Below are 14198 nucleotides of genomic sequence, written 5' to 3'. Positions count from 1 at the left end.
AAAAAAGCCCCGAAGAATTCGGGGCTTTTTTTGTGGGACTCAGAAAGAATCAGACTTCTTTCATCCGCAGCTCTTTGGGCAACGAGAACACCACGTTCTCCTGTACGCCATCGATTTCTTCGGCCGTTTTGCCACCAAAGCTCTGTAAGCGGCTAATCACTTCCTGCACCAGTACCTCTGGTGCAGAAGCCCCGGCGGTGATACCAACAGCAGTCACACCTTCAAACCAGCTTTCTTCCAGCTCTGAAGCATTGTCCACCAAAAACGCTTTTGCTCCCATACGTTCGCCCAATTCGCGCAAACGATTGGAGTTGGAGCTGTTCGGGGAACCAACCACCAGCAGTAAATCGCATTCAGCTGCCAGCTGTTTCACGGCGTCCTGACGGTTCTGGGTGGCATAACAAATATCGTCCTTGCGCGGCCCCTGAATCATCGGGAATTTAACTCGCAGGGCATCGATTACCTTGGCGGTATCGTCCATCGACAGGGTAGTCTGAGTAACATAAGACAAACGAGAAGAATCACGCACCTGCAAGGCTTGCACATCTTCCTCATTTTCAACCAGATACATATCACCGCCCTTGCTGTGATCGTACTGGCCCATGGTGCCTTCCACCTCAGGATGACCTTTATGGCCAATCAGGATGCACTCACTGCCATCCGCGCTGTAGCGAGCCACTTCCAGATGCACCTTGGTCACCAGAGGACAGGTTGCGTCGAACACTTTCAAACCGCGGTTGGCGGCGTTTTTACGCACCGCCTGGGACACGCCATGGGCAGAGAAAATCACGATCGAATCGTCAGGGACTTCGTGCAGCTCATCCACAAAGATGGCGCCGCGATCACGCAGACCGTCGACCACAAATTTGTTGTGGACCACTTCGTGGCGCACATAAATTGGCGGCTCGAACAGGTCCAGGGCGCGGTTAACGATATCAATGGCTCTGTCGACCCCGGCACAGAAGCCCCGGGGGTTGGCGAGTTTAATCTGCATTTCAGCTCTCGGTTTCGGTATCGCTGGCGACTTCCAGAATCTGCACATCAAACACCAGTGGCTTGCCTGCCAGCGGGTGATTGAAGTCGACTTCTACCCAGTCACCTTCAACACTGGCAATGACGCCAGGTAATTCGTTATTGGAGGCATCGGCGAAGGACACCACCAGGCCCGGCGCAATCGGCATGTCCGCTGCAAAATCGGACCGTTTCATGCGCTGGACGTTGTTCGGGTTGTGCTGACCAAAGGCCTTTTCCGGCGCCACAGTGAAGGTCTTGCGGTCGCCAGTCACCAGACCGTACAACAACTCTTCAAAGCCTTCCGGCAAATTGCCATCTCCAACCACCATGGTGGCTGGCTGACCGTCAAAGGTGGAATCCACCACCTGATCGTCATCCAGCTTCAGGGAAAAGTGGAAAGAAACTTTGCTACCGCTTGCGATTACGCCCAAGGACATAAGTCACCTCTTGTTTTGATTCTGTGTGGTTAGCTGGCGCCATTACCGGATTTGCTGCCGGACTTACTGCCGGAACTGTCATCGGACTGACCGGCCGCAAAGCTGTCTCGCACCACATCCACGGCCATCATGATGGCACCTATGGTAATAGCGGAGTCGGCGATGTTGAAGGCCGGGAAGTAAGCGTTGTCCCAATGCACCGAAATAAAATCGATCACATGACCAAACGCCACCCGATCAAACAGGTTACCCAGTGCGCCGCCCAGAATCATAGCAAGGGCAATACCAAGCCATGCCGGACGCTTGGGCAACCGGCTCATCCACACAAACAACACCACACTCACCGCTGCAGAAATCAGGGTGAAGAACCAGCGTTGCCAACCTGGCTGGTCTGCCAACATGCTGAACGCAGCCCCGCGGTTATACAGCAGGGTGAAGTCCAGCACGGGCAGCAGAAATACCGGATCGCCGTAGTTCAGCATGGCTTCGGCGATTTGTTTGGTCGCAATATCCACCACGAATACCGCGACCGTAATCCAGATCCAACCCAGCGAGGTTGTTTTGAAATTGAACATCAGGCGTACAGGCGAACTTCGCCCTCTCCTTCTACGTTGTCTACACAGCGCTGACACAGAGTCGGATGCTGGGCATTGGTTCCCACAGTCTCGCTATGGTGCCAGCAACGTTCACACTTCTCTTCTTCAGAAGCAACAACGGCCACCCGCAGACCATCCAGCTCAGTGGCGTTACCGGCATCGGCGTCAAAGGCTTCCACGGTAGCCGCCGACGTCAGCAGCACGAAACGCAGCTCGTTGCCCAGTTTGTCCAGCTTGGCTTTCAGCTCGTCGTTGGCGTACAGCACCACGTTGGCACTCAGGCTGGCGCCAATGGCTTTTTCACCACGGGCTTTTTCCAGCTGACCATTGACGGCTTCCTTAACAGACATCACGGTCAGCCAGTAATCGTTGCTGAAGCCGGTCTCGGCCAGCACCGGGAAGTCGCAGTACCATTCCGCCAGGAACACAGACTCACTGCGGTCACCCGGCAGGTTGTCCCAGATTTCCTCAGCGGTGAAGCTCAGTACCGGGGCAATCCAGCGCGACATGGCTTCCAACACGTGGAACAAGGCAGTCTGGGCACTACGACGTGGCAAGCCGTCGGACTTACAGGTGTACTGACGGTCCTTGATCACGTCCAGGTAGAAACCACCCAGCTCGGAGACACAGAAGTTCATCAGCGTCTTGGTCAGGCCCTTGAAGTCGTAATCGTTGTAGTAGGCGATCACTTTTTCCTGCAGCTGGCGGGTGCAGTCCACCATCCAGGCATCCAGTGGCAACAATTCTTCACCTTTCACCAGATCGCTGGATGGGTTAAAGCCCGCAATGTTGGCCAACAGGAAGCGACACGTGTTACGCACACGACGGTAAGCATCAGCGTTACGCTTCAGAATCTCGTCGGATACAGTCATCTCACCGCTGTAGTCGGTATCGGCTACCCACCAACGCAGGATGTCACCACCCAGGCTGTTGAGAACTTTCTGAGGCTCAACGGTGTTGCCCAGTGACTTGGACATCTTGCGGCCTTCACCATCCACGGTGAAACCGTGGGTCAGTACGGTTTTATACGGCGCCTGGCCGTAGGCTGCGGTAGACGTCAGCAGCGAGGACTGGAACCAGCCGCGGTGCTGGTCGGAGCCTTCCAGGTACATATCCGCCGGGAAAGTCAGTTCTTCGCGCGCCTTGCACACCGCAGTGTGGGTCACACCGGAGTCGAACCATACGTCGAGGGTATCGGTCACCTTGACGTAATCGGCAGCGTCGTCGCCCAGCAGTTCGGCAGCGTCCAGCTCGAACCAGGCATCGATGCCGGATTCTTCAATTTTCAGCGCCACTTGCTCGATCAACTCAGCAGAACGTGGGTGCAGTTCGCTGCTGTCCTTGTGAACAAACAAGGCGATTGGCACACCCCAGGTACGCTGACGAGAGATACACCAGTCAGGGCGATCCGTCATCATGCTTTCAATACGCGCCTGACCCCAGCCCGGACGCCATTCAACGGTGTTTTTCACTTCGTGCATGGCCTGATCCAGCAGACCCGCCTGGTTCATGGAGATAAACCACTGCGGCGTCGCACGGAAGATGATTGGGGTCTTGTGACGCCAGCAGTGCGGGTAGCTGTGCTTGATGTTGGCTTTCTTCAGCAGAGCGCCTTTTTCGGCCAGAATGCCCAGCGCGCGGAAGCTGCCTTTGTCGGCAGTGCTCAGGCCAGTCAGCTCCAGAGCTTCCAGCGCCGGGTTGCTGATAAAGTTACCAGCGCCATCAACCAGCATCTGCTCAGAAGTGATACCGAAGGTCTGACACACGTTATAGTCGTCGGCACCGTGCATTGGCGCAGTGTGAACAGAACCGGTACCGGCGTCTGCGGTGACGTGGTCGCCCGTGATCACAGGTACTTGCTTGGCAGAACCGTCAGCCGCCGGCATGAACGGGTGTTTCAAAGCAAACGGTGCCGCTTCGCCCGCTGTTTTTTGTTCTGCAGTCCAGCCGAAGTCTGCGCCCTTGGCGGTGGCCAGAATCTCATAGCCTTCCGCATCTATGCCGTAACGACCCATGGCATCAGCCACCAGGTCGGCGGCCAGAATCAGCATTTCGTTCTGCTCTTTCAGCAGTACCAGCGAGTATTCCAGCGTTGGGTGAACGGATACCGCTTCGTTGGCAGGCAGGGTCCATGGCGTGGTGGTCCAGATCACCAGGCTAACCGGCTTGTCAGCCAATGCAGCATCGGCACCAAATACGGCCAGAATCGCTGCGCTATCAACAAAGTTGAATTTCACGTCGATGGCGATGGACTTCTTGTCCTGGTATTCCACTTCGGCTTCCGCCAACGCAGAACCACAGTCAGGACACCAGTTCACTGGCTTGAAGCCCTTGTGCAGGTGGCCCTTGTCGATGATTTTGCCCAGCGTGCGAACAATATCGGCTTCGGTTTTGAAGTCCATGGTCAGGTACGGGTTTTCCCAGTCACCAAACACCATCAGACGTTTGAAGTCGGCACGCTGACCATCCACCTGCTTGGCAGCGTACTCACGGCAGTGGTTACGGAATTCGCTGGCGCTGACATTAACTCCGGCCTTGCCTACCTGTTCTTCCACTTTCAGTTCGATCGGCAGGCCGTGACAGTCCCAGCCCGGAATGTACGGGGCATCAAAACCGCTCATGGTACGCGACTTGATGATCACGTCCTTGAGGATCTTGTTCACCGCGTGGCCGATGTGAATGTTGCCGTTGGCGTACGGAGGGCCATCGTGCAGGATAAATTTGTTACGACCAGCGCGAGCTTCACGAATTTTCTGGTACAGACCCATTTCTTCCCAGCGCGCCAGCATATCGGGCTCGCGCTTGGCCAGGTTGCCACGCATCGGGAATTCGGTGTCAGGCAGGTTCAGGGTCGCTTTGTATTGGCTTTCCACTTTATCGTTCATATCAGCTCGTCGCTTCTGATGTTCGTTTATTCGGTTGGTCGTGCCGACGTCATCACACTGCGAGTGCGGCGTCCGATGGCACGGAAGGAATGAGGCAAGGAAGCAAAGTACCGTTTGGCCGCTACCTTATCGTCCTCGATGGCCTGTTTCAGTTCATCGAGGCTGTTGAATTTTTTCTCGTCACGGATCTTGTGCCAGAACGACACCGTCAGATGGTGGCCATAAAGGTCACCGCTGTAGCCAAACAAATGCACTTCCAGTGACGGTTCCGGGATGTCCGTGATACTGGGCTTGTTGCCGACGTTGGCAACCCCCAGGAATTCTTCACCGCTGTCTTCGTCGAAGGCCTGTACCGCAAACACCCCTTGAATGGGCAAACGATGACGTTTCAGCAAAATATTGGCGGTGGGAGTATTAATCGTGCGCCCCAACTGACGGCCATGAGCCACCCGGCCCGACATCGAATACGGTCGGCCCAGCAGCTTTTCGACTTCCGTCAGCCGGTTGTTTTCCAGCTCCTGACGCACCCGGGTGCTGGACACACGCTCGCCGGCCATCAAATAGGTAGAAGAATCTTCAACATCGAAGCCGTGCAGTTTGCCCGCTTGTGCCAGCGCCTGATAATCGCCTTTGCGATCGCAACCAAAACGGAAATCGTCGCCGACAATCAGGTGACGCACACCCAGTGCATCAACCAATACCTGGTTAATAAATTCATCTGCCGACATGGAGCGCAGCGCCTGATTAAACGGCAGGCACAGCACGTAATCGACATGGTCGGCGTCCAGGTCCATCAGTTTTTCGCGCAAATTAGCCAGCCGCGCCGGTGCTTTTTCGAGGGCAAAAAACTCTTTCGGTTGAGGCTCAAAGATCATCACCAGCGTCGGCAGCTTGTGAGAGTCCGCCACCCGGTGCAGCGCCTGCAGGATCGCCTGATGCCCCAGATGCAGGCCATCAAAATTCCCGATGGTTGCAGTACAACCGGAGAACTCAGCGGGAATATTGTGCAAACCGCGTAACAAACGCATGGGAACGATGGGTCCTTTTTAATAGGAAATCTGGAGCAAGCTCAAACCAAGGGGCGAGATTATAGCCAAGCCGCTGCTCAGGTAACAGCCAAAGCAGCGTTTGGTCGCGGGTTTCTTGCGAATTCCGGCGCAAACACACTGATGCATCAGGCCCGTACAGCACCTGAGCGTCGTGGCTCAGTTGAAAAGTGAGCCTTTCAAGTGGCGAGGTCGCAAACCCGCCGCAATCAGCGTAACGGCGTAGGCCCCTGCTCCGGCAATCACCAGTATCGCCATCTGCACGATGCGCTGGCTTGACGTAATATCCAGCCAGACGGCGGCATCACCCATCAGCCAATAGATCAAGCCAACCATCACACCATTGGCCAGCAACAACTTACAGCCGAAGCCAAGCCAACCCGCCTGATGCGACAGCACACCCTCGCGGCGCAATACCCAGTACAACATCACGGCATTGAAATACGAGGAAATCGCCGTCGCCATCGCCAGGCCAACATGGGCAAACGAGAACACCAGCAACAGGTTGAAAACCATATTCACAACCATTGCCTGAATGCCAATTTTGACCGGGGTTTTGGTGTCCTGACGGGCATAGAACCCCGGCGCCAACACCTTGATCAACATAAAGGCCAGCAACCCGGACGCATAGGCTTGCAGGGCCACGCTCATCTGCTCAACGTCATAGGCTGTCATTTCGCCGTGATAGAAAATGGTCGCCATCAGCGGCTTGGCCAATACCATCAACGCCAGCGCCGCCGGTACCGCCAGCAGCAAGACCATCCGCAGGGCCCAATCGAGGGTTTTGGCAAAGCTGCCGGTATCATTGGCAGAATGCTTGCTGGACAACGACGGCAAAATCACCACCCCGATCGCAATGGCAAAAATCCCCAGCGGCAGGTTATTCAGGCGATCGGCATAGTACAGCCAGCTGACACTGCCACTTTCCAGAAAAGACGCCAGCACGGTATCCAACAGCAGGTTGATCTGGCTGACCGACACCCCGAACAAGGCCGGAATCATCAGTTTTACAATCCGCTGAACGCCCTCGTCCTTGCGGTCGTACACCGGCATCACCAGCAAGCGCAGACGCAACAAAAACGGCAACTGGAACAGCAGCTGAATCAAACCGGCAAAGAACACCCCCCAGGCCAGCGCAAACAGAGGCTCATCAAACCAGTCGGTGCCAAACAAGGTGACGCTGATCAGCGTGACGTTCAGCAACACGGGCGTGAACGCTGGCACCGCAAAGCGGCCATAACTGTTCAATACGCCGGCGGCAAAAGCCGTCAGGGCAATAAACAGCAAATAAGGAAAGGTAATACGCAACAGGTCGCCAGTAAGGGCGAACTTGGCCGGGTCCTGGGCAAAGCCTGGCGCAAACAACCAGGGCAAATAGTCGGCAAACAACAAGGCCACAACCGTCAGGCCGAGGATCGACAATCCCAACGCCCCGGATACCCGCGACACCAGCATTTGCACATCTGCCAATGTGCGCTGGGTGCGGTACTCACTCAGCACCGGCACAAAAGCGACGGAAAACGCACCTTCCGCAAACAGGCGACGGAAGAAATTGGGAATTTTAAAGGCCACCAAAAACGGATCGATGCGAGTACCAAAATACTGCGCCACCACCACGTCACGCACCAGGCCCAACACCCGGCTCAACAAGGTCAGCACGCTAACAATGGACGATGATTTCAGCAGGCTGCCGCCTGATGACGGGGCTTTTGCCGCCTTGTTCGTCGTCTTGTCTGTCGCCTGCTCTGTTTCCGTGTTGGCGGATTCCCCGGCGCTATCCGGTTTCCCTGTCGTCATTATTTGCTCTCGTTCGCTTTTCGTTAGCCCTTTCAGCTGTCTGACCCTTAACCACCCTGGCCCTTAACTGTTTTGGCCCCTCAACTGCTTTGGCCTTTCAGATGCTATGAAATGGTACACAGCCTGTTTCAGGCAGACACAAAAAAACCCGCACTGCGAACAGGGCGGGCTTTTTTTGGCGTCCCGGAAAGAATTAACCTTTCAGAGATACAACCTTGGAGTTCAGACGGCTCTTGGTACGTGCAGCAGTGTTCTTGTGCAGGATACCCTTGTTAACCATCTTGTCGATGTAAGGCTGTGCTTTAACCAGAGCAGCTTGTGCCTGATCGTATTCACCAGTGGCTACAGCAGCGTGTACTTTCTTGATGTAAGTGCGCACCATGGAACGCAGAGCTACGGTACGAGCACGACGCTTGATAGCCTGACGGGCGCGTTTACGAGAACCAGCAGAATTTGCCACAGTCGGCTCCTCAAAATTGGGTTCGTTTTGATAAAGGCGCCAGACAAAATGCAGGCCACCTGAGAAATAGGGCCGAGATTATCCCGACCCATTCATCAACTGTCAAGCACTAGCACCAATCAAATCGGCGTCCGGCGTCGACAGCCAATCGATCAGTCGATCACAACCTTGTCGAATGACTTCACCAACTCATCCACGGCTTTCATCTGGGCCAGGTACGGCTCCAGCTTGTCCAGCGGCAGTGCACATGGGCCGTCACACTTGGCTTCGTTCGGGTTTGGATGCGCTTCAATAAACAGACCACCCAGACCCAGCGCCATACCGGAGCGAGCCAGTTCGAAGGCCTGCTGACGACGACCACCGGCAGAATCGGTACGACCGCCCGGACGCTGCAAGGCGTGAGTGGCATCAAATACCACCGGCGCCATCACTTTCATGTCGTCCATACCCAGCATATCAACCACCAGGTTGTTGTAGCCGAAAGAAGAACCGCGCTCGCACAACATCACGCGCTCGTTACCGGCTTCGGCAAACTTCTTGATGATATGACGCATCTCGTGCGGTGCCAGGAACTGTGGCTTTTTAACGTTGATTGCAGCGCCGGTTTCAGCCATCGCAACCACCAGGTCGGTCTGACGGGCCAGGAACGCTGGCAACTGAATCACGTCAACCACTTCGGCAACCGGAGCCGCCTGGTAAGGTTCGTGAACGTCGGTGATGATTGGCACATTGAAGGTCGATTTGATCTCTTCAAAGATCTTCAAACCTTCTTCCATGCCCGGACCACGGTAGGAGGTAACGGAAGAGCGATTGGCCTTGTCGAACGATGCCTTGAACACGTACGGAATGCCCAGTTTACTGGTCACTTCAATGTAGGTTTCACAAATTTTCATCGCCAGATCACGGCTTTCCAGCACGTTCATACCGCCAAACAGAGTGAACGGCTTGTTGTTGCTGACGTCCAGTTCACCAACCTTTACGGATTCAATCATCGTCGTCCTCAGAGATTCCAAAAATAAAAACAGCCCATCAGATGCATTGAACACCCAGCAAGCTGTCGGAGTATAAGTTATTCCAACGGTGGCTCAAGCTAGGGACCCTCTGAATAACTCTACACAGCTCTCGGCTCTGGCTTCCTGCTTCGCCCTACCTCCTGCATCCATGCAGTCGTGCGCGAGTCCTACAGGGTGTCAGAACAAGGCGGCGAATGCAGTGTAATGGCCAGTCCTTTCCAAATTCGCCAACGCCGTTATGGCGGCCTGCAGGCCGCGCCCAACGGGGAAGACAGGGCATTGCTGACTCTGTGTCGCTGATTTTTGACTTGACCCGTCAGGCCTGCAAATCAGCTTCGTGATTCAGCGTCGCCCCGTCATCCAGAGCGGGCACTGAGTTATTCAGAGGGTCCCTAACCTACATCATCACCAGGTTATCACGATGGATCATTTCCGGCTCAGACACCACACCCAATGCAGCTTCCAGACCAGAGCTCGGCGTGCGGAGGATTTTGACGGCCTCGGAGCGGGAATAGTTCACCAACCCCTTGGCAATCAGCTTGCCACGGGTATCGCGACAGGCAACCACCTCACCACGTTCAAAACGACCATTCACCGCCGTCACACCAATCGGCAACAGACTCTTGTGGCCATCTTTCAACGCTCGCACTGCGCCATCATCCAGAATCAACTCACCACGGACCTGCAAGTGACCAGCAATCCACTGTTTGCGCGCAGCCACCGGGTGCTGGTCCGCCAGCATCAAGGTGCCAATCAGCTCACCGTTGCGCAGCCGGGTCAGCACATCATCAATGCGACCACCAACAATCACGGTATCCGCTCCAGAGCGCGCAGCCAGCGTCGCCGCACGGATCTTGGTCGTCATACCACCACGACCCAAACGACCACCACCGCCAGCCATATCAGCGTATTGCGGATCAGAAGCTCGCCCTTCCAACACCAACTCGGCGTCAGGGTTGGAACGCGGATCAGCGGTAAACAAGCCGTCCTGATCGGTCAGAATCACCAGCACATCGGCTTCAATCAGATTGGCAACCAAAGCACCCAGAGTGTCGTTGTCACCAAAACAGATTTCGTCGGTCACCACGGTGTCGTTTTCGTTGACGATTGGCACCACACCGTAACGCATCAAGGTACGCAGCGTGCCACGGGCATTCAGGTAACGGGTACGATTGCTGAGGTCATCATGAGTCAGCAACACTTGCGCAGTGGCTCGCTGATGCTTGCCAAACGCGGTTTCGTAGGCCTGCACCAGCCCCATCTGACCAACCGCCGCAGCGGCCTGTAACTGATGCACCTCATCCGGTCGTTCGGGCCATCCCAGCTTGGTCATACCAGCGGCAATGGAGCCGGATGAAACCAGGACGACTTCATGCCCCTGCTGCTGCAACTGTGCCATCTGATCGACCCAGGATTGCATACCTTCGATATTCAATCCCTGGCCATCATTGGTCAGCAAGGCACTGCCAATTTTGATCACCCAGCGCTTTTTTCTGGCAAGGCGCTGTCTGTTTTGTCGGTACTGATCGACTGCGGATGTCATTGAATGGTGAGTTCCCAAAAACCCTGATTGCGGGAAAGCCTGTCATGTCAGGCCGGTTAGCGGACCGGTAAATACCGGCGGTTTAGCCAAAAGCAATCAGCCCCGCAATGCGGGGCTGATGCACAAAACTGCTGAAATCATTCCTGAACGTATACTACTTCGACATCGTAGTCGTCGTCATCGTCTTCCGACGCAGCGCGACGCGCAGCGCGCTCGGCACGGCGAATTTCTTCCAGTTCTTCAATACGCTCGCGGGCCTCGACTTCCACCTGCTCGCGCTCGTCCAGCAACTGCTGGGCAAACTCTTCATCTTCCAGCGCACGCTCACGGCGCTCTTCGATGTATTCCTGAATATCACAGCTCAATTGGAAGGTGCCTTCACGGTTGAGTGCAGAAATCCGGTACACAGGGCCTTCCCAGCCCAGCTTGTCGATGATTTTCTGACAGGCTTCTTCGCGCTCGTCTTCTGGCAGCATATCCAGCTTGTTCAACACCAACCAGCGGTCACGCTGACCCAACGCCGGAGAGAAGTGCTCCAGCTCATCGGCAATCGCAGTAACACAGTCTGCCGGATCGGCATCATCCAGCGGCGCCATATCGACAATGTGCAGCATCAAATGAGTACGCACCAGATGCTTGAGGAAGCGAACACCAAGACCGGCACCCTCAGATGCGCCCGGAATCAATCCCGGAATGTCAGCCACCACAAACGAGCGATGCTGTTCGATGGATACCACACCCAGGTTTGGCACCAGCGTTGTGAACGGGTAATCCGCCACTTTTGGCTTGGCTGCCGATACCGCACGGATAAAGGTCGACTTACCAGCATTTGGCAAACCCAACAGGCCAACATCCGCCAACACCTTCAGCTCCAGCTTCAGGTTACGGGACTCGCCCGGCTGACCAGGCTTGGTTTGGCGTGGTGCCTGGTTCACACTCGATTTATAACGGGTGTTACCCAAACCGTGGTAACCGCCATGAGCCACCATCAGGCGCTGACCAATTTCAGTCAGGTCACCCAGTGTTTCACCGGTATCTTCATCAATCGCCGTGGTACCAACCGGCACCTTCAGAACAACGTCTGAACCCTTGGCCCCCGTACAGTTACGGCTGGAACCCGCCTCACCGTTTTGAGCACGGTAACGACGGGTGTAGCGGAAATCGATCAATGTGTTGATGTTCTCGTCGGCTTCGAGGTAGACGGAACCACCGTCACCACCATCACCACCGTCGGGACCACCCTTCGGGATAAATTTCTCGCGACGAAAGCTACAACAGCCATTGCCGCCTTTTCCCGCTTCAACAGAGATTCGTGCTTCGTCAACGAACTTCATTTACAACCCCTGAAAACAAACAAAAACGCCCCAACTGCGAACAGCCAGGGCGCTTTGTCGTTATTTTTTAAATAACGGCGTCTACTGACTGATAAAAGTCAGCTTACGCAGGAACAACGCTAACGGTCTTACGGTTGTTAGGACCTTTAACCTCGAACTTCACTACACCTTCAACGGTGGCGAACAGAGTGTGGTCACGACCAACGCGAACGTTGTCACCAGCGTGAGTAGCAGTACCACGCTGACGAATGATGATGGCGCCTGCTTTGGCAACCTGGCCGCCGTACAGCTTGACGCCAAGGCGTTTGCTTTCGGAATCGCGACCGTTACGAGTAGAACCTACCGCTTTTTTGTGTGCCATGGAATAGCTCCTCTGCAAAGGGTTCTGGCCGCCCCGGGGCGTTTCAAAAACCAGATCCCTTGTAGTTAATCTTTAAAGAATTCGGATTAGCCAGCGATGCTGGTGATCTTCAGCTCGGTGAACCACTGACGGTGGCCAGCTTGCTTCATGTGGTGCTTACGACGCTTGAACTTCATGATCTTCACTTTCTTGTGACGACCGTGAGTAACGACTTCAGCAGTCACTTTAGCGCCTTCAACAACAGGAGCGCCGATTTTAACGTCATCGCCGTTACCAATCAGCAGAACCTTGTCCAGTTCAACAGCTTCGCCAGTAGCCACTTCCAGTTTCTCAACTTTCAGGGTCTGACCTTCTTCTACACGGTACTGTTTACCGCCAGTTGCTACTACAGCGTACATAATGTTCTCCGCTTTTTCGAAATACCAGGGGACGAATTCAACCCTGATGACTGTCCGATTCGGCTACTTGGCGTATGATCTGGCTTGCCGGTGGCAACGATCATGACGAACCTGCTTCTACTGGGAACGCTCTGGTTACCATATGGCAGGGAGCACAAATTCGGGGCGCGAGACTATACCCCAGCACGCCAACCGTTGCAAGCCAATGAAATAAGCTGTTTCTTGACAGTCACGGCCCCGCTCCATAGGATTTGCGGCAATTTTTCAGGGACCACAACACCATGCCTGCTTCACTTGATTTGCCTGCCGACATGACACCCGCTATGTCACTCAATGACGTACTGGAACTGGTACAACGCGATTTTTCTGCCGTCGACAGCCTGATCAACGAACAACTGGAATCCCGCGTACCGCTGGTTGAAAAGATCGCCAACTACATCGTCAACAGCGGCGGCAAACGCGTGCGTCCATTAATGGTATTGCTGGCTTCCCAGGCACTGGGCAAATGCGACGAAGGCGCAGTGAAACTGGCTGCCATTATCGAATTCCTGCACACCGCCACGCTGCTGCACGATGATGTGGTCGACACCTCCGACATGCGCCGTGGCAAACCAACCTCCAACGCCAAGTGGGGCAACGCACCATCGGTGCTGGTCGGCGACTTCCTGTACAGCCGCTCGTTCCAGATGCTGGTTGAACTGGGCAACCTCAAGGTAATGCACATTCTATCTGGCACCACCTGCATCATTGCCGAAGGCGAAGTGATGCAGCTGACCAACGTCAAGAACCCCAACATCACCGAAGAACAGTATTACACTGTGATTCAGGGCAAAACCGCACAGTTGTTTGAAGCATCCACTCACGGTGCCGCGGCACTACTGGAAGCACCGCAAGAGATTCAGGAAGCCCTGCGCCAGTACGGCAAGGAACTGGGACTGGCGTTCCAGCTGATCGATGACGTTCTGGATTACGAAGGCGATGCCGCCGAACTGGGTAAAAACGTTGGTGACGACCTCGCCGAAGGCAAACCGACCCTGCCGCTGATTCACGCCATGGCGCACGCAGATGAAGCCGGTCGCAAACTGGTTCGACAGGCGATTCGCAAAGGTGGTCTGGACATCATGGACGAGGTCATGGCCGTGGTAAATGCGACCGGTTCGATGGAATACACCCGCCAACAGGCCTATAACTGCGTCCAACGGGCCGAACAGCAACTGGAACTTTTGCCCGATTCAGAGGCCAAAGAAGCCTTGCGTGCCTTGGCACGCATTGCGGTCAGCCGTACCAACTGATTCGCCGGGTTGTCGGCGCATA

Annotated in this window: 13 protein-coding genes; 1 reads left to right on the top strand and 12 read right to left on the bottom strand. The window is 55.1% G+C overall.

Translation table 11 applies throughout. The annotated features are described in order from the left end of the window. Nucleotides 1-49: 49 nt before the first annotated feature. The 12 genes from ispH to rplU form a co-directional block, all read right to left on the bottom strand. Nucleotides 50-994, bottom strand: coding sequence for a 4-hydroxy-3-methylbut-2-enyl diphosphate reductase (gene ispH, locus G516_RS0109240; RefSeq protein ID WP_028293414.1), 945 nt, complete (start codon nt 992-994; stop codon nt 50-52). Between the two features lies 1 nt (nt 995). After that, the gene (gene fkpB / locus G516_RS0109235; RefSeq protein ID WP_028293413.1) at nt 996-1451 is read right to left on the bottom strand and encodes an FKBP-type peptidyl-prolyl cis-trans isomerase; all 456 of its coding nucleotides are present in this window, start codon (nt 1449-1451) and stop codon (nt 996-998) included. Nucleotides 1452-1480: 29 nt separating this feature from the next. Next, entirely contained in the window at nt 1481-2026 is a 546-nt protein-coding gene (gene lspA / locus G516_RS21795; RefSeq protein WP_036535532.1) for a signal peptidase II, read from the bottom strand. Then, entirely contained in the window at nt 2026-4932 is a 2907-nt protein-coding gene (gene ileS / locus G516_RS0109225; protein WP_028293412.1) for an isoleucine--tRNA ligase, read from the bottom strand. Before ileS ends, lspA begins: the two co-directional genes overlap by 1 nt. 26 nt (nt 4933-4958) lie before the next feature. Further along, nucleotides 4959-5960 carry a bifunctional riboflavin kinase/FAD synthetase gene (gene ribF, locus G516_RS21790; RefSeq protein WP_051219170.1) on the bottom strand — a complete coding sequence of 334 codons (1002 nt, stop codon included), beginning with the start codon at nt 5958-5960 and terminating at the stop codon, nt 4959-4961. Nucleotides 5961-6137: 177 nt separating this feature from the next. Beyond that, entirely contained in the window at nt 6138-7775 is a 1638-nt protein-coding gene (gene murJ / locus G516_RS0109215; protein WP_084644969.1) for a murein biosynthesis integral membrane protein MurJ, read from the bottom strand. A 193-nt stretch (nt 7776-7968) separates the two neighbouring features. After that, nucleotides 7969-8235, bottom strand: coding sequence for a 30S ribosomal protein S20 (gene rpsT, locus G516_RS0109210; protein ID WP_028293410.1), 267 nt, complete (start codon nt 8233-8235; stop codon nt 7969-7971). A 152-nt stretch (nt 8236-8387) separates the two neighbouring features. After that, on the bottom strand, nt 8388-9227 hold the full coding sequence (kdsA, locus tag G516_RS0109205) for a 3-deoxy-8-phosphooctulonate synthase (RefSeq protein ID WP_036535528.1): 840 nt from the start codon (nt 9225-9227) through the stop codon (nt 8388-8390). A gap of 418 nt (nt 9228-9645) precedes the next feature. Further along, nucleotides 9646-10791 carry a glutamate 5-kinase gene (gene proB / locus G516_RS0109200; RefSeq protein WP_028293408.1) on the bottom strand — a complete coding sequence of 382 codons (1146 nt, stop codon included), beginning with the start codon at nt 10789-10791 and terminating at the stop codon, nt 9646-9648. Between the two features lie 137 nt (nt 10792-10928). Beyond that, nucleotides 10929-12125 (bottom strand): Obg family GTPase CgtA, encoded by a 1197-nt coding sequence (gene cgtA / locus G516_RS0109195; protein ID WP_028293407.1) that lies wholly within the window; start codon nt 12123-12125, stop codon nt 10929-10931. Between the two features lie 103 nt (nt 12126-12228). Further along, nucleotides 12229-12486, bottom strand: coding sequence for a 50S ribosomal protein L27 (gene rpmA, locus G516_RS0109190; RefSeq protein WP_028293406.1), 258 nt, complete (start codon nt 12484-12486; stop codon nt 12229-12231). Between the two features lie 86 nt (nt 12487-12572). After that, a complete protein-coding gene (rplU, locus tag G516_RS0109185) occupies nt 12573-12884 on the bottom strand; it encodes a 50S ribosomal protein L21 (RefSeq protein WP_028293405.1) in 312 nt (103 codons plus the stop codon). A 323-nt stretch (nt 12885-13207) separates the two neighbouring features. Here rplU and G516_RS0109180 point away from each other — a divergent pair, with 323 nt between their 5' ends. After that, the gene (locus tag G516_RS0109180; RefSeq protein ID WP_028293404.1) at nt 13208-14176 is read left to right on the top strand and encodes a polyprenyl synthetase family protein; all 969 of its coding nucleotides are present in this window, start codon (nt 13208-13210) and stop codon (nt 14174-14176) included. Nucleotides 14177-14198 lie beyond the last annotated feature (22 nt).

Origin of the sequence: Oceanobacter kriegii DSM 6294 (assembly GCF_000422845.1) — a bacterium.
Taxonomy (GTDB): Bacteria; Pseudomonadota; Gammaproteobacteria; order Pseudomonadales; family Oceanobacteraceae; genus Oceanobacter; species Oceanobacter kriegii.
The sequence above is the reverse complement of the archived record's forward strand: the minus strand, read 5'-3'. Positions and strand labels throughout refer to the sequence as shown.